General features: G+C 64.1%; 23 protein-coding genes, 1 tRNA gene and 1 other RNA gene. 13 read left to right on the forward strand and 12 right to left on the reverse strand.

Annotation, left to right across the window (positions count from 1 at the left end; genetic code table 11):
• Window positions 1–21: 21 nt before the first annotated feature.
• A complete protein-coding gene (locus ON058_RS05640; RefSeq protein ID WP_274668054.1) occupies window positions 22–912 on the reverse strand; it encodes an NAD(P)H-hydrate dehydratase in 891 nt (296 codons plus the stop codon).
• A 77-nt stretch (window positions 913–989) separates the two neighbouring features.
• On the opposite strand from ON058_RS05640, the gene def reads away from it, so the two are divergent.
• Window positions 990–1,484: a peptide deformylase gene (gene def / locus ON058_RS05645; RefSeq protein ID WP_274668055.1), complete on the forward strand. Its 495-nt coding sequence runs from the start codon at window positions 990–992 to the stop codon at window positions 1,482–1,484.
• Between the two features lie 7 nt (window positions 1,485–1,491).
• Here def and ON058_RS05650 read toward each other — a convergent pair whose 3' ends face one another.
• Entirely contained in the window at window positions 1,492–2,145 is a 654-nt protein-coding gene (locus tag ON058_RS05650) for an NAD(P)H-hydrate epimerase (RefSeq protein ID WP_274668056.1), read from the reverse strand.
• 158 nt (window positions 2,146–2,303) lie between these two features.
• On the opposite strand from ON058_RS05650, the gene ON058_RS05655 reads away from it, so the two are divergent.
• Both ON058_RS05655 and ON058_RS05660 read left to right on the forward strand, forming a co-directional pair.
• On the forward strand, window positions 2,304–2,801 hold the full coding sequence (locus ON058_RS05655; RefSeq protein ID WP_274668057.1) for a DUF3145 domain-containing protein: 498 nt from the start codon (window positions 2,304–2,306) through the stop codon (window positions 2,799–2,801).
• 14 nt (window positions 2,802–2,815) lie between these two features.
• The gene (locus ON058_RS05660) at window positions 2,816–3,178 is read left to right on the forward strand and encodes a nuclear transport factor 2 family protein (protein WP_274668058.1); all 363 of its coding nucleotides are present in this window, start codon (window positions 2,816–2,818) and stop codon (window positions 3,176–3,178) included.
• Window positions 3,179–3,262: 84 nt separating this feature from the next.
• On the opposite strand, the gene fabF is transcribed toward ON058_RS05660, so the two are convergent.
• The 5 genes from fabF to ON058_RS05685 all read right to left on the reverse strand — a co-directional run bounded on the left by fabF (window position 3,263) and on the right by ON058_RS05685 (window position 8,035).
• The gene (gene fabF / locus ON058_RS05665; protein ID WP_274668059.1) at window positions 3,263–4,501 is read right to left on the reverse strand and encodes a beta-ketoacyl-ACP synthase II; all 1,239 of its coding nucleotides are present in this window, start codon (window positions 4,499–4,501) and stop codon (window positions 3,263–3,265) included.
• A gap of 39 nt (window positions 4,502–4,540) precedes the next feature.
• Window positions 4,541–4,786, reverse strand: a complete 246-nt coding sequence (locus tag ON058_RS05670) for an acyl carrier protein (RefSeq protein ID WP_274668060.1) — start codon at window positions 4,784–4,786, stop codon at window positions 4,541–4,543.
• A gap of 92 nt (window positions 4,787–4,878) precedes the next feature.
• Window positions 4,879–5,877 (reverse strand): beta-ketoacyl-ACP synthase III, encoded by a 999-nt coding sequence (locus tag ON058_RS05675; protein WP_274668061.1) that lies wholly within the window; start codon window positions 5,875–5,877, stop codon window positions 4,879–4,881.
• Window positions 5,874–6,788 carry an ACP S-malonyltransferase gene (locus ON058_RS05680; protein WP_274668062.1) on the reverse strand — a complete coding sequence of 305 codons (915 nt, stop codon included), beginning with the start codon at window positions 6,786–6,788 and terminating at the stop codon, window positions 5,874–5,876. Before ON058_RS05680 ends, ON058_RS05675 begins: the two co-directional genes overlap by 4 nt.
• A 77-nt stretch (window positions 6,789–6,865) precedes the next feature.
• Window positions 6,866–8,035, reverse strand: a complete 1,170-nt coding sequence (locus tag ON058_RS05685) for a CdaR family transcriptional regulator (RefSeq protein ID WP_274668063.1) — start codon at window positions 8,033–8,035, stop codon at window positions 6,866–6,868.
• A gap of 157 nt (window positions 8,036–8,192) precedes the next feature.
• On the opposite strand from ON058_RS05685, the gene ON058_RS05690 reads away from it, so the two are divergent.
• Window positions 8,193–9,239 (forward strand): hypothetical protein, encoded by a 1,047-nt coding sequence (locus ON058_RS05690; RefSeq protein ID WP_274668064.1) that lies wholly within the window; start codon window positions 8,193–8,195, stop codon window positions 9,237–9,239.
• Between the two features lie 109 nt (window positions 9,240–9,348).
• Here ON058_RS05690 and aceE read toward each other — a convergent pair whose 3' ends face one another.
• Window positions 9,349–12,060 (reverse strand): pyruvate dehydrogenase (acetyl-transferring), homodimeric type, encoded by a 2,712-nt coding sequence (gene aceE, locus ON058_RS05695; RefSeq protein WP_274668065.1) that lies wholly within the window; start codon window positions 12,058–12,060, stop codon window positions 9,349–9,351.
• A 197-nt stretch (window positions 12,061–12,257) separates the two neighbouring features.
• Here aceE and ON058_RS05700 point away from each other — a divergent pair, with 197 nt between their 5' ends.
• The 3 genes from ON058_RS05700 to ON058_RS05710 all read left to right on the forward strand — a co-directional run bounded on the left by ON058_RS05700 (window position 12,258) and on the right by ON058_RS05710 (window position 13,310).
• Window positions 12,258–12,719 carry a DUF3052 domain-containing protein gene (locus ON058_RS05700; RefSeq protein ID WP_274668066.1) on the forward strand — a complete coding sequence of 154 codons (462 nt, stop codon included), beginning with the start codon at window positions 12,258–12,260 and terminating at the stop codon, window positions 12,717–12,719.
• Window positions 12,716–13,228, forward strand: a complete 513-nt coding sequence (locus ON058_RS05705; protein WP_342452993.1) for a peroxiredoxin — start codon at window positions 12,716–12,718, stop codon at window positions 13,226–13,228. Before ON058_RS05700 ends, ON058_RS05705 begins: the two co-directional genes overlap by 4 nt.
• Window positions 13,229–13,233: 5 nt before the next feature.
• Window positions 13,234–13,310, forward strand: a tRNA-Val gene (locus ON058_RS05710).
• A gap of 58 nt (window positions 13,311–13,368) precedes the next feature.
• On the opposite strand, the gene ON058_RS05715 is transcribed toward ON058_RS05710, so the two are convergent.
• Together ON058_RS05715 and eda are read right to left on the reverse strand one after the other, a co-directional pair.
• Window positions 13,369–14,472 carry a sugar kinase gene (locus tag ON058_RS05715; protein WP_274668067.1) on the reverse strand — a complete coding sequence of 368 codons (1,104 nt, stop codon included), beginning with the start codon at window positions 14,470–14,472 and terminating at the stop codon, window positions 13,369–13,371.
• A gap of 4 nt (window positions 14,473–14,476) precedes the next feature.
• On the reverse strand, window positions 14,477–15,124 hold the full coding sequence (gene eda, locus ON058_RS05720) for a bifunctional 4-hydroxy-2-oxoglutarate aldolase/2-dehydro-3-deoxy-phosphogluconate aldolase (RefSeq protein WP_274668068.1): 648 nt from the start codon (window positions 15,122–15,124) through the stop codon (window positions 14,477–14,479).
• Window positions 15,125–15,267: 143 nt separating this feature from the next.
• Between eda and ON058_RS05725 the strand changes: the two genes are divergently transcribed.
• The 4 genes from ON058_RS05725 to ON058_RS05740 are packed head-to-tail and all read left to right on the forward strand — an operon-like array spanning window position 15,268 to window position 18,488.
• The gene (locus ON058_RS05725; protein WP_274668069.1) at window positions 15,268–16,083 is read left to right on the forward strand and encodes a potassium channel family protein; all 816 of its coding nucleotides are present in this window, start codon (window positions 15,268–15,270) and stop codon (window positions 16,081–16,083) included.
• 14 nt (window positions 16,084–16,097) lie between these two features.
• Window positions 16,098–16,943: a Nif3-like dinuclear metal center hexameric protein gene (locus tag ON058_RS05730; RefSeq protein ID WP_274668070.1), complete on the forward strand. Its 846-nt coding sequence runs from the start codon at window positions 16,098–16,100 to the stop codon at window positions 16,941–16,943.
• Window positions 16,944–16,953: 10 nt separating this feature from the next.
• Window positions 16,954–17,709: a zinc ribbon domain-containing protein gene (locus ON058_RS05735; protein ID WP_274668071.1), complete on the forward strand. Its 756-nt coding sequence runs from the start codon at window positions 16,954–16,956 to the stop codon at window positions 17,707–17,709.
• Window positions 17,706–18,488: a histidine phosphatase family protein gene (locus ON058_RS05740; protein WP_274668072.1), complete on the forward strand. Its 783-nt coding sequence runs from the start codon at window positions 17,706–17,708 to the stop codon at window positions 18,486–18,488. The genes ON058_RS05735 and ON058_RS05740 overlap by 4 nt, the downstream gene beginning before the upstream one ends.
• 30 nt (window positions 18,489–18,518) lie before the next feature.
• On the opposite strand, the gene ON058_RS05745 is transcribed toward ON058_RS05740, so the two are convergent.
• A complete protein-coding gene (locus tag ON058_RS05745; protein WP_274668073.1) occupies window positions 18,519–19,271 on the reverse strand; it encodes a YaaA family protein in 753 nt (250 codons plus the stop codon).
• A 130-nt stretch (window positions 19,272–19,401) separates the two neighbouring features.
• Between ON058_RS05745 and rnpB the strand changes: the two genes are divergently transcribed.
• Window positions 19,402–19,777: RNase P RNA component class A (gene rnpB, locus ON058_RS05750), an RNA gene on the forward strand.
• A 30-nt stretch (window positions 19,778–19,807) separates the two neighbouring features.
• Here rnpB and ON058_RS05755 read toward each other — a convergent pair.
• Complete coding sequence (locus ON058_RS05755; protein ID WP_274668074.1) at window positions 19,808–20,659, reverse strand: formate/nitrite transporter family protein; 852 nt, start codon at window positions 20,657–20,659, stop codon at window positions 19,808–19,810.
• 365 nt (window positions 20,660–21,024) lie between these two features.
• Between ON058_RS05755 and ON058_RS05760 the strand changes: the two genes are divergently transcribed.
• Window positions 21,025–22,089, forward strand: a complete 1,065-nt coding sequence (locus ON058_RS05760; RefSeq protein WP_274668075.1) for an LCP family protein — start codon at window positions 21,025–21,027, stop codon at window positions 22,087–22,089.
• Window positions 22,090–22,375: the final 286 nt, after the last annotated feature.

Raw genomic sequence — 22,375 nt, forward strand, 5'->3', positions numbered from 1 at the left:
CTGCAGCGGCCTGGGCGGGCGCTAGTCGCGTGGAAGAGACGCGATCGCTGCGGGCAGAGCCCGTGCAATGTCAAGAGCCACGATCGGGTGCCCGTGGAACCTCCGAACCGTGGGTGCCGGGCCTGTCATGCCGGCGGCAATCGCCCCCGCGCGCGCATGGATCCACGCAGCACAGGCGCCAGCGTCGGATGCGGCAAGACCGCTCGCCAGCGCTGTTCCTGCCACACCAGCGAGTACGTCCCCGGAACCTGCCGTCGCAAGCCACGCTGGCGCTTCAGGAAGAGTGACCACCCCGCCGCCAGGTGAGGCAATGATCGTGGTCGACCCTTTGAGCAGCACCGCGGCTCGGGCAGTCTCCGCCAGCAAACGCGCGTAGCCAGCGCGATCGGCTCGAACCTCGGTCACAGTGACGTCATGACGCAACGCATTCAGCGTGCGCATCAGTTCCCCCTCATGGGGAGTGAGCAACACGCGGTCCGCAGACGCCTCCCGAGAACCGGCAGCACGGGCCTTTGCGACCGTTTCCAACGCCCCTGCATCCACCACCAGCGGAGTGCCAGAAGCCATGGCCGCACCGATCGCAGCATCTTGCTCGGGATAGTCAGCGACGCCGGACCCCACCACCCACGCCTGCGCACGCGGAAGTCGCTCCGCCGCATCACCGGGATCGTGGACCACAGCCTCGGGACGATGCTGCAGCACCAGGTCTTGAGCGCGCATCGGCCCCACATACCGGACCATGCCAGCACCCGCCCTCGCTGCGCCGGAAACAACCAACGCTGCGGCGCCCGGATATGCCTCCGAGCCGGCGATGACTCCCACCACTCCGCGCGAGTACTTATCGTCGTCGGCTCGGGGCTCCATCCATAGACGCGCTACTGAGCCCTCATCCCAGGTGACTTCTTCGTTCACGATCCCACCTTGGCACACCGCTACGCCGGGAAGGAAGAACACCACGGGTGCGCCCCACGCGTGAGAGAATGCCGCCCATGGCAATGCGTGACATCCGAGTAACCGGCGACCCCGTCCTCCGTACCGTGTGTGATCCCATCACGGACATCAACGATCAGGTGAAGACCCTGGTCGAGGACCTCCTCGAAACCGTCGACTACGAGGGCCGCGCAGGTTTGGCCGCGAACCAGATCGGCGTCTCGCTGCGAGCCTTCTCGTGGAACATCGACGGCGAGATCGGCTACATCCTCAACCCGGAGATCGTGGAACGCTCAACCGAGCTCCAGGAGCTGGGCGAAGAAGGCTGCCTGTCTGTGCCCGGCCTGTGGTACCCCTGCGAGCGTCCCGCGTATACGCGTGCCGTCGGAACCGACATCGACGGCAAGGAAGTCGTCATCGAAGGTGAAGAAATCTGGGCACGCCTCATCAACCACGAGGTTGACCACCTGGACGGACACCTCTATCTGGACCGACTTGCCAAGAATGTCCGCAAGCAGGCCATGCGCGAGCTGCGCGAGTCGCTCGAGGTGTAACGCTGCGTTAGTGAGCGTTGGGAGTGGGGATCCCCACCTGGGCCACCACAATCCGGCCGGCCGATGCTCGTGCCGGCTCGTGAGCGAGGCATTCCTTCAGCGCTGTGAAAGTGACGGTGACCGTCGCTTTCACGTGGGGCTGATCGGCTGCGCTCGAGTCTGCGTCGAGACCGCTCGGCAGGTCGACCGCAACAACAGGCGTGGACGTGGGGATCGCGGCGATCAGTGCGTCCGCGGGACGCCTGAGCCCAGGGGCAGAACCTAGCCCCACGATCGCGTCCACCACGAGGTCGGCGCTCGCGACCGCATGCAGGGCAGCAGCCGGCGACTCGGTGGCGTCCACTACGGCGCATCCCGCTTCCTCGGATTCCTGGACAGCGGCGGCGTCAGAGTAGCCAGCGACCAGGACTGCGGTGACGCGTACTCCACGAGCGGCCAAGCGAGCTCCCGCAAGAAGCCCGTCACCACCGTTCTTCCCGGTACCTGCCACGACAGCGACATGCGCTCCCACGACCCGTCCGCGCGTCGAGGCCAGGACTGTGTCGCACTCACTTGCCACAGCATCGGCCGCTCGCGCCATCAGGACAGGCTCTGAGACGGAGCGCATGGCCACTGCTTCCGCCGCCCGCACATCCGCGACAGACATGATCAACTCTGACATGGCCCTAGCGTCGCACAGATTCGGTTCGCGGTGGGCGCGTCGCGACTGGCCTTTTGTTCCGATGTCAGGCACGATAGACATACACCGGGGCTGAAGCCGGACACGCCTTTCCAGGTGAGGTCGTAGGGGAAGACGCACCTCAACAGGAAGGAAGGGTCATGGCTGCCATTACCCGCGGTGTACTTTTCGTGCATTCGGCGACACGCGCGATGTGCCCTCACATCGAGTGGGCCGCCCAGTCTGTGCTGGGTTCGCGCGGTTCCTTCGAGTGGACCGACCAGCCCGCCGGCACGTCCCTTTTCCGTGCGGAAGTCGCGTGGCAAGGCCAGCCCGGCACGGGCGCGCGCCTCGCCTCCGCCTTGCGTGGCTGGGAACACGTCCGCTACGAAGTGACGGAAGACCCGTCCTTTGGTTCCGACGGTGCCCGCTGGTCGCACACTCCTTCGCTCGGTATCTTCCACGCCGTGACAGACGTCCACGGCAATATCGTGGTGCCGGAAGACCGGATCCGTGCCGCACTCGACAACGGCGGCACTGTCACGGACTTTAAGCGTGCCATGGATCTTGCCTTGGGCACCGCCTGGGACGAAGAACTTGAGCCTTTCCGCTACGCAGGCGCAGGAGCTCCCGTGCGCTGGCTTCACCGGGTGGGATAAGCGCGCCACAGCACATGATGGAACTCGCACACGACGAGGCCCTCACGCTCCAAGCGATGGAAGAGGCCATGTGGCGCCCGGATACCCGGTTTGACCACAAGTACATGGACGCGATCCTCGCGGAGAACTTTCACGAAGTGGGGCAGTCCGGACGGACCTACACCCGTGCCGACACGCTCGAACTGCGCCCCCTCGACATCGACATCACCTTCCCTCTAAGGGACTTTCGGGCCGTCGCTATCTGCGAGGACGTCGCGCTCGTGACCTACACCTCGGTTCCTGCGCGCGGCAGGGGAGCAGCGCACCGTTCCTCCGTGTGGGTCAACGACGGACGGTGGAAGCTGCGGTTTCACCAGGCCACACCCACGGACGTGTAGCGTCGGCGCTTCCGGCGCCCCAAGACGAGAAAGCCCCGCATCAGTCCAATGACCGATGCGGGGCTTTTCTTTCAGCGATGGGTGTCAGGCAGTGCCGAACACCAGTGCCACGTTGTGGCCACCAAAGCCGAACGAGTTGTTGATCGCCGCGAGCTGGCCCTCAGCGGGCAGATCACGCGGGGTGTCACGAACCAGATCCACCTCAAGCTCCGGATCCGGGTCAGTCACGTTGATCGTCGGCGGAGCCACGCGGTTGTGCAACGCCAGCAGGGTGAAGACCGACTCAAGCGCACCCGCGCCACCCAACAGGTGGCCCGTCATCGACTTGGTCGCGCTGAGCAACACCTGATCTGCATGAGAGCCCAGCACGCCCCGAATGCCGCGCGCCTCAATCATGTCTCCCACGGGAGTAGAGGTGGCGTGAGCATTCACGTGAGCGATGTCCGCGGCAGTCAAGCCAGCACGCTCCAGACCGAGCTCCATGGCCCGCGTCTGGCCCGCACCGTTGGGTTCGGGAGCAGCAATGTGGTTGGCGTCGGCAGTCATGCCCAGCCCCAGGAGGCGGCCATAAACCTTCGCACCGCGCGCGGCGGCATGTTCAGCCGACTCCAGCACAACGATGCCCGAGCCCTCACCCAAGACGAAGCCGTCGCGGGACGTGTCATACGGACGCGACGCCGAAGCCGGATCGTCATTGCGCTTGGACAACGCAGCCATGGCTGCGAAAGCGCTGATCGGCAGCGGGTGGATCGCGGCCTCCGTGCCACCGGCGATGACGATGTCAGCCCGGCCGGACTGGATCATTTCAAAGCCAGCGGCGATTGCTTCCGCACCTGATGCACAGGCAGACACAGGTGCGTGTGCGCCAGCGCGTGCACCAAACTCGAGCGACACGTAGGCCACAGGGGAGTTCGGCATGAGCATCGGCACCGTCATGGGAAGGACACGCTTGGCGCCCTTCTCCTTCATGGTGTCCCAACCGTTCAGCAGGGTCCACACGCCGCCAATACCCGAGGACACGGCAGCGCCGAGGCGGTCCGAGTCCACGTCAGGCGAGCCGGCATCGGCCCAGGCCTCGCGGGCGGCCACGATGGCCATCTGCGCGGATGGATCCATGCGCTTGGTCTCGGGCCGTGTGAGGACCTCACTGGGCTGCACCACGAGCTGGCCTGCAAAGTTGACAGGGATGTCGTACTTTTCGGCCCAGTCGTTGTCGAAGGTGCGCACGCCAGAGCGTCCGGCGAGGGCGTTCTCCCAGGTCGTGGGGACGTCTCCACCCAGGGGGGTGGTGGCGCCCAGTCCAGTGATGACAACGTCAGTCATGTGCAGCTCCAGTGATGGTCGGGAAAGCGGTAACGCGGATTAGTTCTGAGCGCCTTCGATGAAGGAAACGGCGTCGCCCACGGTGGTCAGGTTCTTGACCTCTTCGTCGGGGATGCGCACGTCGAACTTCTCTTCGGCGAGCGTGACGATCGTCATCATCGACAGCGAGTCGATGTCGAGGTCGTCGGTGAAGGACTTCTCGAGGGTCACCTCAGCAGCGTCGAGGCCGGTCTCTTCGGCAACGATCTCAGCAAGTCCAGCAAGGATCTCGTTCTTGTCAGCCATGGGTTTCTCCTTATGCGTGTGGCGGGGGTGTCGGTGTGACGTCACGCTGAACTGCGCGCGACACGAGTGAACTCTATTGGTGTTGGGTGCCGTTATGGCAGAACGATGACCTGCGCGGCGTAGACCAGACCGGCTCCGAAGCCAATCTGCAGTGCGAGGTCGCCAGACTTCGCTTCGCCGTCGCGCAACAAGCGTTCCGTTGCCAAGGGAATGGACGCGGCCGAGGTGTTGCCCGAGTCCGTGATGTCCTTGCCGATGGCCACGTGCTCGGGAAGCCCGATCTGCTTCACCATCTGGTCGATGATGCGCACGTTCGCCTGGTGAGGGATGAAGGCTTGAATGTCCTGAGGCGTCACGCCCGCAGCCTCGATGGCTTCGAGTGCCACGGGAGCCATCTTGAACGAAGCCCACTTGAAGACGCTGGGGCCTTCTTGGAACAGCGTGGGGAACTCTGCCTCAGGGTTGTCCCGGACCGTGATCCAGTCGTTGGTCTGGCGGATCAGGTGAGCACCAGAGCCATCAGAGCCCCAGATGGTCGGGCCAATCGCCGGGGTGTCCGAGCCGCCGATCACGACGGCACCTGCGGCGTCACCCAACAGGTATGAGATGGAGCGATCGCTGGGGTCTACCCAGTCGCTCATCTTTTCGGCGCCAATGACAAGGACGTTGCGTGCCGATCCGGACCTCACCAGCGCATCGGCCTGACCGATGCCGTAGGTGTAGCCAGCGCAGGCGGCCGAGATATCCCACGCCGCGGCGGTGATGCCCAAACGGTCTGCGACCACGGGCGCGCCACCGGGGGTGATGTGCGGGTGGGTGATCGTCGACAAGATCACGGCGTCAATCTCGTCTGCCGAGATGCCTGCATGGGCGATAGCGTCGCGTGCCGCGCGCTCCGACATGTCGATGACCGACGTTTCGGCGGCAGCGCGCACCCGGGTCTTGATGCCCGTCATCTTGCGAATCCACTCGTCCGAAGAGTTAATCGGCTCGATCAAGTCGTCGTTGGGCACCACGTTCTCGCCCCGGAAGACTCCAAGGCCAAGAATGCGAGCGAACTCGGGTCCGCGCTTGATGTTGAGGCTAGTCACGCGTGCTCCTCCAGCAGCTGTCGTGCGGCGTCAAGGTCGTCAGGGCTCTTCAATGCGACTGCAGGAATGCCCTTCATCGACCGCTTGGCGAGTCCGGTCAACACACCGCCAGGGGCGAGCTCAATGATGCCGGTGACGCCGAGGTCGAGCATACGCGCCTGGCACAGATCCCAGCGGACCGGGTTCGCGACCTGGTTGACGATACGGCCCAAAGCGTCCTCGCCATCCGCGACGGTCTCGCCGTCGGCGTTGGACAGCAGCGTCGCGGTCGGGGTGACAGGCGTGATGGCCGATGCTGCGGTGTCCAGCGCTTTCACGGCCGGGGCCATGTACGACGTGTGGAATGCGCCTGCGACTTGGAGTTCGATGACTCGGGCGCGGGCGGGAGCATCTGCGAGAAGAGCCTCGATGGCGGACTTGGCTCCCGCAGCGACGATCTGTCCGCCGCCGTTCATATTGGCGGGGGTGAGGCCCAGCTGTTCGAGCCTTTCGAGTACATCCCCTTCCACTCCGCCAAGAACTGCGGCCATGGAGGTGGGCTCTGAGGCTGCAGCTGCTTCTGCCATGGCATTGGCACGGGTTGTGACCAGTTGCATGGCCTCGCCGTCGGTGATGACGCCCGCCAGTGCGGCGGCACCGAGTTCACCGACCGAGTGGCCGGCGGCCACAGCCGGAATGGTGTCGCCAAGGAGTGCGCGACCGGTGGCGATCGCGGTGGCGACCAGCAGGGGTTGCGCGATCGCAGTGTCCCGAATGGTGTCGGCATCTGAGGTAGTACCGTGCGCGATCAGGTCTGCATCTGTGGCTTCCGACAATGCGGTGAGGGTCTGTGCGACCTCGGGAAGCTCGAGCCATGGGGTGAGCATTCCGGGAGTCTGGGCACCCTGACCGGGGCAAAGTACGGCAATCATGGTTCTAGCATTGCGCACCGCATGCCCAAGCCGGCGCGTCACGTTCACTGGAATGCCCGCGAACTTTTGTAGGTAACCTACAAGGACTCGCGGGAGGCGTCGCGGAGTCGACCCAGAGCGAAGGCCATTTCAAGGACGTGGGCATCGCGATGCGCCAAAACGTCCCATCCCGTGATCTCCGCCACCTTCTTGAGGCGGTAGCGAACGGTGTTGGGGTGGACAAACATGCTGCGCGCTGCGGTCTCGAGTGATCGCCCGCACTCCAAATAGGACGCCACCGTTTCCGACAGCGCTCCACCCGCCTGCACGATCGGGTCGTATGCAATCGTGACGAGGCGTTCACGCGCAGCAGAGTCGCCCACCAAAACGCGCTCCGGCAACAGGTCATCTGCAGACACTGGCCGCGGCGCAAGTGACCAGGCTGGAGCGGCCAGCACCCCCGACACCGCGGCGCGTGTGGCGCGTGCGACCTCAATCAGCGTGATGGAACGTGGGCCGCGGACTACGGGCCCGGGACCAAAACTGTGCAACAGCCCCCGGACCAAGACGTCGTGATCGTCGTCGCTGCGCGCGATCACGATCAAGTCCTCACCGTGGATTCCTACAAGCGCACCAGGAGCGGCACGGCGGATTGTGCGACGCAACTCGGCACTTTGCACCTCGCCCAAGGCCCCGTCGGTGAGGCCCACCAAGACCAGCGTCGGCCCCGGCTTCCAACCCAGTGCCGCGGCACGGGACGGCAGATCATCGTCAACTTCTCCGCGTACGAGCGCATCGACCACGAGCGCTTCTAGACGGGCGTCCCATGCGCCACGGGTCTCCGCTGCACGGGCATACACCTCAGCCGCAGAGAACGCGATCTCCCGCGAGTACAACAGGATCGCTTCGCGAACTTCTTGCTCTGCCCCGGGGGATGCGAACTCGTCTGAGTGGCTTTCCACTACTTCCACGACCGTGCGCACGATGGACAAGGTGTGTTGAAGCGACACTGAGCGCGTGAGCTCAGGCGGTGCGGCGGCAAACACCTCTGTGGCGCTGCGGTGTGAGTGTTGGGGATCGGCGTACCAGGCCACGAACGAGGAAATTCCAGCCTGGGCAACGGTCCCCACCCATGAACGCTCCTGCGCAGGAAGGCTCCGGAACCACGGATACTCGGCGTCAAGGTTGCGCAGCGCCGCAGTGGCTAGCCGTCCGGTCGCGGCCCTGAGCCGGCGAAGAGTCTCGGAACGCGCAGCGGAATGTGCCATGTCGTCAGCATAGGGGCGCATTGTGGGAAACCCACAAGTGATGAGTCGATTCACGACAAGGCCTGTGGACAACTGACGCGAGTATCCCTCAGAAGTCTGACCGATGTTCTTAGAACTGCATGGCTAACGTGGATGTCACCGAATGAAGGAGGCACACGTGAAGTTCCGTCCTATGCCGATCACCGGCGCGTTACTTGGACTTGTCATAGGCCTATTGACTGCGGCACTGCTCAGCGTCCTGGGTGTAGTTCCGCTTGATCGGTTGCCGCTGTTGTCGCTAATTGCAGTGGGGCTGGTGGTGGGCACCCTCGCATTGACGCAGCGAGTGAGCGCGGCACGGGGACGGGTGACAACTGTAAGTGTCATCGCAGTTCTGTTCGCGGGAGCGGCGCTCACTGGCATTCCAGAGTACGTATCGCACGGCTCCCTTACTCCGGGGTGCACGCTACAGGCGAGCTCGTCCCTCGAGCCCGATCCAGTGACGCCGGAGGGAACGTCAGCGACAGATCCCTTCGATATGACTCTCACCGACACTGTCGAGTGGGTTGCAGCAACCTCAGATGATGCAGACGGAGGTAGCCCTGAACTGGCATTGATGGTCGCAGGAGTCCCGGTCCCCGTCTGGAATGGCGTCGATGTCTCCACCGACGGGGAGCAGGCATGGACCGGTACCGACTCCGTTGAACGATGGCAGAGCAACATTCGCGAGTCTGCCGGGTTCACGCTGACCGGCATCTACCACTTCCAGGGGACCTTGACTTATGCGACAGGCGAGTGCGTCGCGGACGCCTATCTCCGAATCTCGCCGCCTCACGCCTTTGCCGGCCCACTGTTGATGACTCTGTGGGCGGTGCTGATCGTGGCTGTTGCCGGCCTCGTGGCACTGGCCGTCGTGGTGGCGCGGCGGGCACGCCGGGAAGAGAAGGAACCGATTACTGACACGCTGACCACCACGGGTGGAGCGGTCAGCGGTTCCCCGGAGCCAGAGGTAGAAGACAGTCTCGCCGACGCGCCGGAGGAAGATTCTGCGTCTTCCGAAGACGAGAGCGACCCGGCGGACGAACAGCTTGACCCTGCGAGTGAAGATTCACCGAAGGCGAACACTGCGGAAGTGGGGGAGGAGCCTCAGCCTGAGTCCGATGCGGACGAGGCGAACGAGCCCACTGTGGCTGGCGACGAGGCAGAACCGGAGTCACGTTCTTAGATTGGTTGGCTACGACAGAAGGGCCCACCGCCCCCCCCGGGGGGGGGCCCCCCCCTCCGGGCACGCCATGCTGCCCTTCTGTTCTCTATCCGAGATTGAGTGCTGACGCTTAGGCGTCGCCTCCTGAGTTGCCTGAGGTGCCCTTGCGGACATCGTGGAGCTCGTAGCGGTTGATCGCGTCTTGCACCAGGTGGGGCTCGATCTGGCCGCGGCGTGCGAGCTGCTGCAAGACCTTGACAACCGTGGACGGTCCGTCGATCTTGAAGTAGCGGCGGGCGGCGGCACGGGTGTCGGAGAACCCGAAGCCGTCTGCACCGAGCGTCGCGTAGTCGCCAGGGATCCAGGCACGGACCTGGTCGGCCACGAGGTGGTCGTAGTCCGTGGTGGCAATGAACGGACCCTGCGCGCCCTGAAGCTTCTGCGTCAGGAACGGCACGCGGGGAGCCTCGCCGGGGTTGAGGAACGCGTGTTCTTCGCACTGTAGGGCTTCACGGCGCAGTTCGTTCCAGCTGGTCACTGACCACACTGATGCCCGAACGCCATAGTGCTGCGAGAGCAGTTCCTGAGCTTCAAGCGCCCACGGTACGGCGACACCGGAGGCCAGGATCTGTGCCTCTGGGCCGTTGCCGGCGGGAGCGTCCGCGTACTTGTAGATGCCCTTGAGGATTCCCTCGACATCGACGTTCTCCGGTTCAACGGGCTGCTGGTAGGGCTCGTTGTACACCGTGAGGTAGTACATGACGTTCGGGTCCCGGCCGTCGTCGCCGTACATGCGCTTGATGCCGTCTCGCACAATGTGGCGGATTTCGTAGCCGAATGCCGGGTCGTACTGCACGATCGCGCTGTTGGTTCCCGCGAGCAGCGGCGAGTGGCCGTCTGCGTGCTGGAGGCCTTCTCCGGTCAGCGTGGTGCGGCCGGCAGTGGCGCCAATGATGAAACCACGCGTGAGTTGGTCGCCTGCTGCCCAGAACTGGTCACCGGTGCGCTGGAAGCCGAACATCGAGTAGAAGATGTAGAACGGCACCAGGGGCTCGCCATGGGTGGCGTACGCAGTTCCGACAGCCTGGAAGGCAGCGGCAGAACCGGCCTCGTTGATGCCGGTGTGCATGATCTGACCGGCTTCAGATTCCTTGTACGACAGCATCAGTTCGCGGTCGACCGGGAGGTAGTTCTGTCCCTTGGTGTTGAAGATCTTCGCCGACGGGAAGATCGCATCCAGACCGAATGTGCGGGCCTCATCCGGAATGATCGGCACGATGCGCTTGCCGAACTCCTTGTCCCTGACCAGGTCCTTGAACAGGCGCACGAAGGCCATGGTGGTGGCGACTTCTTGCTTGCCCGAGCCCTTGGCGAGAAGGTCGTACGCCTTGTTGTCGGGCAGCGCAATCTGAGTCTTGGGATCGCGGCGTTCGGGGACGAAGCCGCCAAGGTCGCGGCGGCGGTCCAGCATGTACTTGATGGCCGGGTCGTCGTTGCCGGGGTGGTAGTACGGCGGGTTGTACGGATCCGCTTCGAGCTGCTCGTCGGTGAACGGAATGTCGAACGTGTCGCGCAGCACTTTCAGGTCCGCAGCGGCCAGCTTCTTCATCTGGTGGGTCGAGTTGCGGGCAGCAAAGTTCGAGCCCAAGCCGTAACCCTTGATGGTCTTCGCGAGAATGACGGTGGGCTTGCCATTGGCCTGCGTTGTTGCCGCCTTGTATGCGGCGTACAGCTTGCGGTAATCGTGACCGCCTCGCTTGAGCGCCCAGATTTGGTCGTCAGTCATGTCCTTGACCAGTTCCTTGGCACGCGGGTCGCCACCGAAGAACTGATCGCGGATGAACGCACCAGATTCGGCGCGGAAGGTCTGGAAGTCGCCGTCGGGAACTGTGTTCATCAGGTTCACCAGGGCGCCGTCGTGGTCGTTCTTCAGCAGCGGGTCCCAGTTGCGTCCCCACACCACCTTGATGACGTTCCAGCCGGCACCACGGAAGTACGCTTCGAGTTCCTGAATGATCTTGCCGTTGCCTCGCACAGGGCCGTCAAGACGCTGCAGGTTGCAGTTGACGACGAACGTGAGGTTGTCCAGACCCTGGTTGGCCGCGAGCTGCAGCATTCCGCGGCTTTCCGGCTCATCCATTTCGCCGTCGCCTAGGTAAGCCCACACGTGCTGTTGCGACGTGTCTTTGAGGCCACGTAGGTGCATGTAGCGGTTGGTCCAGGCCTGGTAGATCGCGGAGGCTGGGCCGAGTCCCATCGAAACCGTGGGGAACTCCCACACGTCCTGCATGAGGCGGGGGTGCGGGTAGGAGGAGAGTCCGCGGCCGGGGCCGGACTTTTCCTGGCGGAATGAGTCCAGGTCCTTTTCGGTGAAGCGTCCTTCAACGAAACCACGTGCGTACACACCGGGAGCGGCGTGGCCCTGGAAGTACACCTGGTCGCCACCGCCGGGGTGGTCCTTGCCGCGGAAGAAGTGGTTCATGCCCACTTCGTAGAGTGTCGCCACGGAGGCGTAGGAGGAAATGTGGCCGCCCACGCCCTTGCCCTCTGCCTGTGCGCGGGTGACCATGACGGCCGCGTTCCAGCGAATCCAGCCGCGGTAGCGGCGCTCGACTTCCTCGTCACCGGGGAACTCCGGTTCATCGTCAGCGTGAATCGTGTTGACGTACGGGGTGTTGAGGCTGAGCGGAACGGAAAGCTGCTTGGCCGCGGCGTGTTCGACCATGCGGTCGATGACGTACTCGGCGCGGGATTCTCCACCCGTCTCGATCAGTCCATCCAGCGACTCGAGCCACTCATCAGTCTCGTTCGGGTCTTTGTCAATCTCGCCGTGTGATGCCACCGGTGACCTTCCTGTGGGGCGCAGGGGTGCAGCGCCGTGTCTTGGGGGTGGGGGCAGATGGTGCCGCCGCGTCTGCTCATTCTGTCGATTTCTGAAGCAAATGTCACGCCGGGACCTTAGGCCTGTGGTGTACCTCTCGCATTGCCAGGGGGTACGGGTGCGCTCTACTGTGGTGGAGACATTCGTGTACGACGTGCATGAGCGACATCGACGAAGGGAGTGCCACCGCCGTGGCCACACAAGAAGGGACGAGCGCCGTAGAGGAAGGCGTGATCGCCCGATTCGGCTTGACCAAGGGAATGGTCCTGCAGGAGTTCGGCTACGACGATGACGTGGACGCTTCGCTGCGTGACGCCATCCAGGAGGTCACCGGGGAGCAGATTGAGGACGAGGAGTTCGGCCACGTGGCTGACGGCGTCCTGTTGTGGTTCCGTGACGGAGACGACGATCTTGCTGACCTGTTGATGGACGTGCAGTCGCTGTTGGACGACGGTGGGACGGTGTGGCTGTTGACACCTAAGGCCGGAACTTCAGGGCACGTGCAGCCGCGTGATGTCCAAGAAGGTGCGTCTCTCGCTGGGCTCCATGGCACGTCGACGTTCATGATCGGCGATGTGTGGTCGTGCACTCGTCTGGTGGATAAGGGCTGGCAGAAGTGACGGAACCCCAGATTGGGGACGTTGCTCCAGATCTCGCGTTGGTGGATCAAAATGGCCGCCGCACGTCGATCAGTGACTTCCGTGGGCAACCGCTGTTGCTCGTGTTCGTTCCGTTCGCGTTTTCTGACACGTGTACCAATGAGTTGATCGATCTGCGTGACGAGGCACCTTTGGTCGACGACCGCGATGTCGCGGTTGCGGTGGTGTCGTGTGACTCGTTGTTCACGCTTAAAGCGTGGGGTGAGGTTCATACCTATGACGCCCCGTTGCTGAGTGACTTTTGGCCCCATGGTGAGGCCGCTCGTGCGTATGGAGTGTTCAACGAGGACAAAGGCCTTGCAGGGCGAGGAAGTTTCCTGATTGACGCTCAGGGCGTGCTGCGATGGTCGGTTGTCAGCCCCATGGGTCAGGCGCGTGACGTAGATGACTACCGCGAGGCAATCGCCCAGTTACCGGAGGGCCGATGTTGCGTGCGAGTTTCGCGTTTGGGCGATGATGCGCCACAATAGTCGGCGGACCCTTAGCTCAGTTGGTTAGAGCACTGCGTTTACACCGCAGGTGTCATCGGTTCGAGTCCGGTAGGGTCCACCAACACGCCAGAGAGCCCCGCGGTGCGGGGCTCTCTGGCTTTTGTCTTGGGTGCCGGTGGTTAGCGGTCGACGCGCGCTGAGCCGCCTTCTGCGAGTTTCTTCACTTGCGCGAGAGTGGCCATGGAGGTGTCGCCCGGAGTTGTCATGGCGAGGGCGCCGTGTGCCGCGCCATAGTTCAGTGCGGCTTCGAGTGACTCGAGCTCCATGAGCCCATAGGCGAGACCAGATGCGAAGGAATCGCCGCCGCCCACACGGTCCAGGATCTCGAGCCCGTCCCGTTGCGTGGCCTGGGCGAACCCGTGGGCACGGGACCAGCCCAGTGCTCCCCAGTTGTTGATGGTGGCGCTGTGGACTTCCCGCAAGGTGGTGGCGATGACCTGGAAGTTGGGGTAGGCCGCGGCTGCGGCATCGATCATGGACCGGAACGCCGCGGTGTCGAGTTCGTCGAGGTTGTCGTCGACCCCGGGAACCTCGAATCCCAGCGAAGCGGTGAAGTCTTCTTCGTTGCCGATCATGACGTCGACGTACTGTGCGAGTTCGCGGTTCACTTCGCGCGCCCGCTCCACGCCGCCGATTCCCTTCCACAGGGAGGGCCGGTAGTTGAGGTCGTAGGACACGACGGTGCCGTGGGCTCGTGCGGCCTTCATTGCCGCGACTGCGACATCGGCGCTGGTGGCCGACAGCGCCGCGAAGATACCTCCAGTGTGGAACCAGCGCACGCCGCGCCCAAAGAGCGCGTCCCAGTCGACGGCATCGGCCGTCATCTGTGCAATAGCCGTGTTGCCGCGGTCGGAAACTCCGACAGCGCCCCGAACCCCGAAGCCTCGTTCGGTGAAGTTAAGACCGTTGCGGACGTCGCGTCCAATGCCGTCGTAGTCGACCCACTGCACGTATGAGGTGTCGAGGCCGCCCTGAAGTATGAGGTCTTCGACAAGTCTGCCCACCTCGTTGTCTGCAAGCGCAGTGACGATCGCGCCGCGCAATCCAAAGCAGCGACGCAGCCCGCGGGCAACGTTGTACTCGCCACCGCCTTCCCACACGTCGAACGCACGTGTGGTGCGAATGCGTCGTTCGCCGGGGTCAAGGCGGAGCATGACCTCCCCAAGCGAGACGATGTCGTAGGTGCATTCGAAGGCGGGGCGGACGGTCAGGGGAGGGGTCACGGCGCTACTTCCTGGTGAGGGCGGCGATCGCGGCTACCGCTTCTTGGGTGGCTTCGGTGATGGCGTTCCAGTCGCCGTGGCTGATGGCTGAGCGTTGCACCATCCACGACCCGCCGACAGCGATGACGGACCGGTGCGCAAGATAGTCAGCGGCATTGGTCGGGCCGATGCCGCCAGTGGGAACGAAGGTCACATCTGGGAATGGTGCGGCGAGGGCCGCGAGGGTGGACAGGCCGCCAAGCGCTGCAGCGGGGAAGAGTTTCACGGTGTCGATACCGAGGTCGAGCGCACGCATGATGTCGGTGGGGGTGGCGACACCCGGGACGATGGGAATGCCGTGGCTGGTTGCGCGGCGGACAACGTCGTCAGAGATTCCCGGAGAGACCAAATACTGCGCTCCTGCGGCGACGGCCTGGTCCACCTGGTCGACGTTGATGATGGTGCCGGCACCCGCCAGGATGTCGGGACGCTTGGCGCGGACCGCTGCCAGCGCATCGGCCGCCCCCGGCACACGGAAGGTGAACTCGGCAACAGGGAGGCCCCCGGACTCGAGTGCGTCGGCTGTTCCCAACCCTTCGGGTTCGCCTGACGCCACGACCACGGGCAAGAGACGGTGCTGGCTGAGCCGTTCGATCACGGGTGTCCCGGACATAGGTTCCTCACTTGGCTGAGTGTCACCTCAGGCGCAGTGCGCCTGGGCATGTCTGGAGGCTATTGCCGGGGTGTGCAGTATTGCCACTAGATGTGCAGCAGATGCACGTGCGCTCCCTGGTCAAGACGGTTCGGGTCGCTAGCATGGGGCGCAGCACGTATGACGACCCTGAAAACGACGAGGGAGCCGAGATGGTGGTCGAACCCATCGGAACACGGGAGCCCATGGGCGATCGCTACGACGCCTACGCCCAGCGAACAGACGCATGGATGGCCGCACTCGCGCTGATCTTCCTGCTGGTGTGGTCCGGGCGCATCATCTTCTTCCACTCCCTGCCCGGTGGTGTTCGCGGCACCATGCTGACTATCCAGGGCGTCATCTGGATCGCATTCCTGGTCGACATCATCATCCGCACGGTCATCTCCAAACGCTCATGGCGATTCCTCTGGACCCACCCGCTCGACGTCATTGCCGTGCTCGTGCCCGCAGCCCGGCCCCTGAAGGTCCTCACCGCCTTCACCCAAGGCGCCGCATTCGCATCCTCCGCTGGCCGGCTCAAAACCATGCAAGCCGTCATTCTGTCCGTGGTCCTTCTCCTGTGGATCGGATCAGTTGCGGTACTCGCAGCCGAACGAGAAGTCTCGGACTCCGCCATCAACACATTTGGGGACGCGCTGTGGTGGGCCTTCGTGACCGTCACCACCGTCGGCTACGGAGACTTCGCACCCGTATCCGTCGAAGGGCGCGTCATCGCAGTCCTCATGATGCTCGTGGGAATCGCGCTGATCGGTGTCGTCACCGCGTCCGTCGCCGCCTGGTTCGTCGCGCTCACAAGCGGTGGCGAAGAGGAACGCGACGAAGCCCGTGAAGTCAGCCGCCACGAAGAGCTTCAAAGCCAAGTTGCGGCACTGGAAGCCAAAGTCGACCAGCTTTTGGAGAATCAACGCCGCGAAACTTGAGTAGCGTTGATGCCATGACCACTGTCGCGGACATCGCGGACATCCTCGAGCGGCGCTTTCCGCTCCACCTTGCTGAAGACTGGGACGTCAACGGACTCACCGTCGGAGACCCCGCCGCGGACGTCAAGCGCGTCCTCTTCGCAGTCGACCCCACGCTCGCCGTGGTGCAGGAAGCCATCGACATTGATGCTGACCTGATCGTCACCCACCACCCGCTCCTGCTTCGTGGAGTGCAGCAGCTACCCGTCACGAGCGGGAAGGGCGCAGTGGTGCACCAACTCATCGCCCACAACATCAGCCTGTACAACGCCCACACCAACGCCGACCACGCCACAGACGGCGTCTCAGAAGCGCTCGCGGCAGCTCTCGGCGTGACGGTGTCGACGCCGTTGCGGCCGCTCGGTGAGGATCGCACCCAGGGGACGGGGCGCATCGGCCCTCTTCCTGGTCCTGTGACCCTCGCAGAGTTCGCTCGGCATGTGGCCGCCGCCCTGCCTCCCACTGCGCACGGTGTGCGTGTGGCCGGCGACTTGGACGCGACCGTCACCACGATTGCCGTGTGTGGTGGTTCTGGCGACTCGTTCCTGGACGATGCTCGTGCCTTGGGTGCTGACGTCTACGTCACGGCAGACCTGCGGCACCACCCGGCCTCTGATTTCCGCGAACTCGCGGACCTCGGCGATGGTCGGCCATTCCTCATCGACGTCGCTCACTCGGCTTCCGAGTGGGCCTGGCTCCGCGCGGCAGCAGAACATGTCGCCGACGCGGCGGGAGTGGACACCACAGTGTCCACCCTCAACACCGATCCGTGGACTGCGCACTTCCCGTCGCCGACCACGCCAGACGCTTCAACCCCCTAAGGAGACCCCTGTGGCCACCGCCCCCGTTGCCGACCAGCAGCGACTGCTCGACGTCCAAGATGCAGACCTGCGCCTGCGCCAGTCCCGACACCGCTTGGAGACCCTCCCGCAGATCGCGCAGATCGCAGAACTTCAAGGCCGTGCCTTCGACCTTGAAGAGGAAGCGATCGCCCGTGGCACCGACGTGGAGGACTTGCGGCGCGAGGTCACCAAGGCGGAAGACGACGTGCAGACGGTCCGTACCCGGGCGGAACGCGACAACGCGCGTCTTACCGCGGGAACGGGTTCCGCGAAGGACTTGCAGGCACTGCAGTCGGAGCTTGAAGTCCTGGCGAAGCGCCAAAGTGCGCTTGAGGACATCGAGATCGAGGCCATGGAACGCCTTGAGACTGCGGAGAAGGTCCACGCCGATGCCGTCACCCAGCGTGACGCGATCACGGCCCAGATTGCGGAACTGGAGTCGGCGCGTGCCGCCGCGGCCTCGGAAATTGCCGACGAGATCGCTGACATTGAAGCGGAACGGGTTCTCAAGTCCGAAGGCCTCGACGCGGGCCTCGTGTCCTTGTACGAGCGTCTCCGTGATCAGAACGGTGGGATCGGCGCTGCACGGCTCAGCGGATCGCGTTGCCTGGGCTGCAACATGACGCTTAACCCCGGAGACGTGCAGGCTGCCCGCAACGCCCCCGCCGATCAGGTGGTGCGCTGTGAAGAGTGCGGCTGCATCCTGGTGCGGGTCGAGGAACCCTCGCGCAAGGCAGACGCATGACCGCCCAGCGCGACACCGGTGCGTCCGTAGGGCCCGAGTACGACGACTCCGAAAAAGCCGCTCCCAGTCGCTCACCATTTGCGGCCGATGCTGACGACCTTGTCAGCCCCCTCACCGTGGTGCTGGTGCGTCATGGAGTGACCGACATGACGCTGTCGCACGCGTTGTCGGGTTCCGGCGAGGTGGGGCCATCCCTGAACGCACAGGGCAAGATCCAAGTCGCCAAGGCCGCGGACGCGGTGTACTCCATGGGCAGGCGTTCATGGGAGCACCTCGCACCAGCATCACGGGTGTTCGCGTCGCCCATGACTCGCACCCAGGAGACTGGAGGGGCGATAGGACGCCGCATTGGGGCGCACGTCGAAACTGACGACCGGGTGCGCGAGATCCACTTTGGAGAGTGGGAAGGCCTCACCGGCGATGAAGTCGCCCAACGCTATGGCGACGCCATCCACCAGTGGCGTTTCGCGCAGTTGGCACCTCCAGGTGGCGAGTCGATCCCGCAGGTAGGTGAGCGCATGGACAGCTTCCTACGCGACATCGCCGCGCAACATGCCGCCTTGGCCGCCGACGGCAAGGACGAACTCCGGACGTGGGCAGTCGCGTCACACGCCGTGGCCATCAAGTCCGCAGTCGGGGTGTCGCTGGGCATGGACGCCAGCACCTGGGGCGCGATCTGGCCTCAGCCCGCGTCGCTCACCGCGTTGCGTCTCCACATCGCGAACGACGGGCAGATTCGCGAACGTCACGTGTTGTGCGTGGGAGCCCCCACGTCCTAAGGGTGTTGGCCGCGCGCTTGGCGCGCGGCCTTAGCCTCCCACCACAATCGTGAGTTCACTGTCGCTCACGGCAACGTCGATGACACCGTCAAGGCTCCTTGCCACATCGGCGAGTTCAGACGGAGTCTCTGGTGGCGCATCGGCCCGCACCAATGCGCCTGCGAGCACGCCCCGCGTGTGTTTGGCCATGTGGCTCACGACCGTACGTTTGCCGTGCAGTTCCCGTTCCACCCGGACCGACAGCCATGGAGTGTGCGAGGGACGCCATGCGGCGACGTACGCGGCTGAGCGGCAGTCGACAATGAGGCGCCCGTCCGCGTCGTGTGACAGCTCGGATGCGAGGTGTTGCCGCCAGAACGATGCGAGCGCCCCGATGCGTCCTAGGCTGGTCGACATCGATAGCCGGTACGCGGGAATCCTGTCAGCGGGGGAGACCGCACCCCACAAGGCTGAAACGATGCGCACTCGTTCGTGCGCCCGCGTCAGCTCGGCAGGGGTCCAAGCGGAGGCTCCAGCAGCGTCGTACAGGATGCCGGTGTAGACACGTGCCGCAACGTCCGCGGGGTTGTCCCACAACGTCAGGTTGCGTTCCACCTCCGAAGCGAGGCTTGGCCCAACGCCCAACACCTCGTATGCGTTGCGTTGACTACTGACTTTTACTAGCGCGGCCCCAACGCGCTCACGGGCCGCGGTGAGTCCGGGGTGGCTCAACGCGGTGAGGTCCACGGGGTCGCCTGACAGGGGTGAGGTCTTGCCCTCAGAGGGCGGGAGCAGGATCAGCACGCGCACCAGCCTAAGGCCCACTTCCCCAGGCCGTGAAAGCGCGGCGGGCTTTGGCGGGCCCACGCGCCCTGGCCGTAGATCGCTGTGAGTTCCCCAGGAAAGTCCCCGAACGCTACAGTTGAGACGCGGATGAGTTGGCCAGGCGGTCGCGTGATCGAAAGATCCCGAGGAACGTCCGGGCTCCGCAGGGCAAGGTGATGGCTAACGGCCACCCGGGGTGACCCGCGGGAAAGTGCCACAGAAAGCAAACCGCCGCCAGCCTCGCGGCTGGTGGTAAGGGTGAAAGGGTGAGGTAAGAGCTCACCGCGTTTCCGGTGACGGGAACGGCACGGTAAACCCCACCTGGAGCAAGACCAGACAGGGAACGATTGAGGGCGGCCCGCCCGAGTTCCCGGGTAGGTTGCTGGAGCCCTGGAGCAATCCAGGGCCTAGATGGATGACCGCCCGGTGCGCAGGCAGCAATGCGGCGCACAGGACAGAACCCGGCGTACCGGCCAACTCATCCGCTTCTTGGAACCGGTACGCCGCGTGCGTGTTTAGTCGTGGGAGAAGTTGCCGCGACCGGTCTTGTGGAGCAGGCGGCCAGAGTCGTTGGCGTAGGCGTAGTACCAGCCGATGAGGAGTCCGCCGCCCACGAAGTTACCGGCGAGCACGATGATGAGGTTGCCCAGTGCGGGACCGAACGCGATGCCACCGTCCAAAGCGGCGATCGAGAAGAGCACCGTGTTGGCTACGGAGTGCTCGAAGCCTACGAACGCAAACACAAACACTGTGGAGATCATCGCGACGGCCTTCATGAGGTCGTTCTTGATCATGCCGTTGTAAACCATCAGCATGCCCAGGTTGATCATGAAGTTACACAGGATGGCCCGAATGAAGAGGTCTCCCCAGCCTGCGATGCCTTCGCTCATGTAGGCGAGCTTGGAATCGACCGTGGCGTCCATGGCGTCACCGATGGCGCCGTTGGTGAGCGTGGAGCCCCACACCGCCAAGGCGACAGCGACGCCACCCAAGAAGTTTCCCAGGTAGCACAGGAACAACAGGCGAGCTCCGCGAAGGGCGCTGACAGTCCGGTAGTAACGACCGACGGTGACGATCATCATGTTCGAAGTCAGCAGCTCAGACTTGCTGAAGTAGATGAAGACCAGGGCAAAGCCGAACACTGCGGCTCCCACAAAGTGGCCGATGCCCTCTAGAGCGCCGTGGCCGAACGCACCGAAGACGGCAAACTCCGTGAGGTACATGATGCCGATGATGGCGCCGGCCATGGCGGCACGCATCAGATAGACGCGCGCCAAGGTGCCGCTCATGTGCGTTTTCTTGTTCAGCGCTTCCAACACGGTGGAAATGAACTGCTTGCCCGGGAAGAGCTGACTGTGGTCCGTCATAGGCATAACCCTGCCATGAAATGCCAGGGTGGTCGCGGTACCAAAGGTCCCGTACACGAGGGCCGATGCGCGGTGAAGGCGCCGTTTCCGACCGCCACAAGAACTCTGGCGACCTCAAGATCCCGGGTTTGGGCCGGGGTTGCCGATACGCTCGGCACGTGACGCCAGACGACAGTGACCGCGAGACTCCGCGCAGCAGTGGCCGGCCCAAGCCGCCTTCTGTACCTCCGAGTCCCAAGCGTGTCTCTACTCGGAAAGTCACGCCATCGCGTCCCGATGCCGAACCTGTCGCACCGACTCGGGCTATGCCGCCACAGATGGCACCCCAGGAGCCGTCCTCCCCACGCCGGCAACGGCCACCGAGTGTGCCACCGCGCCCTCGTCCAGACCAGCCTGCGCGTGACCAGTACGCGCGCTCTTCGCAGCCCGCGGCATCGGCTGTTCCCCACAATGCTGCTCCCGTGGAGCCGGCTCAACCGACGCAGCCGCCACGCAAGCGCAAGCACGGCTGCTGCCGGGTCCTGTGGGTGTTGCTCGCGCTGATCGTCGTGGCGGTCGTGTGGTTCCTGGTGTGGGTGAACTCCAATATCACGACCGTTGACGCTCTGAGCGGTGCTCCGGACACGCCGGGGGAGACCTACCTGATTGTGGGGTCCGACTCTCGTGACGGCTGGAGCACCACGGATCCCACCGAAGGTGCACGAACGGACACCATCATGGTGTTGCACAAGCCGGAGTCCGGACCGACCGCACTGATTTCTCTTCCCCGTGACTCGTACGTGGAGATCCCCGGCTATGGCGCCAACAAGGTCAACGCCGCCTTCACCTTTGGCGGTCCACAGTTGCTCGTCGAGACGGTGGAGGACCTGTCTGGTCTCACGATCGATCACTACATGGAGATCGGCTTCACTGGCGTCGAGGACATCGTTGACGCTGTCGGTGGCGTCGAGCTGTGTTACGACGAGGACGTCAGCGACGAGAAGAGTCAACTCGAGTGGGAAGCCGGCTGCCACGTAGTCGACGGCGAGACCGCACTCGCGTTCTCGCGCATGCGGTACTCCGATCCCCTGGGCGACATTGGACGTGCCCAGCGGCAGCGTCAAGTGGTATCTGCGGTAGCCGAAGAAATGCTGAGCCCCGGAACGGTGTTCAACCCGTTCCACCTTGTGCCCGTTGCGTCAGCCACGCTGGATGCCTTCCGGGTTGATACCGAAACTGGCGTGTTCGACTTGGCACAGTTTGCGCTCGTCCTGAACTCGGCGATGTCTGATGGTGCAGTGACCGGCACTCCGCCGATCACCAGCCTTGGCTACAACGTGGCCGGTGTGGGATCGACGGTCTTGCTTGACCCTGACCGGATCGACCAGTTCTGGATCGACATCGCCGACGGCAATTACGAGCCGGGCACCGATGTGGGTGGAGTGGCGTAGTTCTCCGACCCGCGTACCCGCAGGGTGTCTGTCGCCGCCTCGCGGTGCTGTCGTGAGAACGCACCGGGGGAGTTTGCGGGAGAAATGAGACGACCCCGACGCCGCAAGGGGGGCTAGCGACGCCGGGGCCGGATGCCATCGAGCGCGTCACGAATCCTTGCGGACCGGAGCGCATTAACGCATCGGGATAATCATGCCACGACTTTGGGGCTCCTGTCACCTTCCGGAGCAAAAAGTTGCGCCAACTAGCGAAACTCCAGGTAGAGACCGGTCCCAGTGGTGAAGA

It is taken from the genome of Demequina sp. B12 (assembly GCF_028823635.1).
In the GTDB taxonomy this organism is placed as follows: Bacteria; Actinomycetota; Actinomycetes; order Actinomycetales; family Demequinaceae; genus Demequina.

What these genes read in the sequence shown, in the direction of transcription:
- ON058_RS05685 (WP_274668063.1), bottom strand. Translation starts at nt 8,035, where the DNA reads ATGGCACATTCCGCTGCGCGTTCCGAGACTCTTCGCCGGCTCAGGGCC.
- ON058_RS05655 (WP_274668057.1), top strand. Translation starts at nt 2,304, where the DNA reads ATGGCTGCCATTACCCGCGGTGTACTTTTCGTGCATTCGGCGACACGC.
- ON058_RS05660 (WP_274668058.1), top strand. Translation starts at nt 2,816, where the DNA reads ATGATGGAACTCGCACACGACGAGGCCCTCACGCTCCAAGCGATGGAA.
- eda (WP_274668068.1), bottom strand. Translation starts at nt 15,124, where the DNA reads ATGTCCGGGACACCCGTGATCGAACGGCTCAGCCAGCACCGTCTCTTG.
- def (WP_274668055.1), top strand. Translation starts at nt 990, where the DNA reads ATGGCAATGCGTGACATCCGAGTAACCGGCGACCCCGTCCTCCGTACC.
- ON058_RS05670 (WP_274668060.1), bottom strand. Translation starts at nt 4,786, where the DNA reads ATGGCTGACAAGAACGAGATCCTTGCTGGACTTGCTGAGATCGTTGCC.
- ON058_RS05680 (WP_274668062.1), bottom strand. Translation starts at nt 6,788, where the DNA reads ATGATTGCCGTACTTTGCCCCGGTCAGGGTGCCCAGACTCCCGGAATG.
- ON058_RS05755 (WP_274668074.1), bottom strand. Translation starts at nt 20,659, where the DNA reads ATGACGGACCACAGTCAGCTCTTCCCGGGCAAGCAGTTCATTTCCACC.
- ON058_RS05740 (WP_274668072.1), top strand. Translation starts at nt 17,706, where the DNA reads ATGACCGCCCAGCGCGACACCGGTGCGTCCGTAGGGCCCGAGTACGAC.
- ON058_RS05725 (WP_274668069.1), top strand. Translation starts at nt 15,268, where the DNA reads ATGGGGCGCAGCACGTATGACGACCCTGAAAACGACGAGGGAGCCGAG.
- ON058_RS05650 (WP_274668056.1), bottom strand. Translation starts at nt 2,145, where the DNA reads ATGTCAGAGTTGATCATGTCTGTCGCGGATGTGCGGGCGGCGGAAGCA.
- ON058_RS05730 (WP_274668070.1), top strand. Translation starts at nt 16,098, where the DNA reads ATGACCACTGTCGCGGACATCGCGGACATCCTCGAGCGGCGCTTTCCG.
- fabF (WP_274668059.1), bottom strand. Translation starts at nt 4,501, where the DNA reads ATGACTGACGTTGTCATCACTGGACTGGGCGCCACCACCCCCCTGGGT.
- ON058_RS05700 (WP_274668066.1), top strand. Translation starts at nt 12,258, where the DNA reads ATGAGCGACATCGACGAAGGGAGTGCCACCGCCGTGGCCACACAAGAA.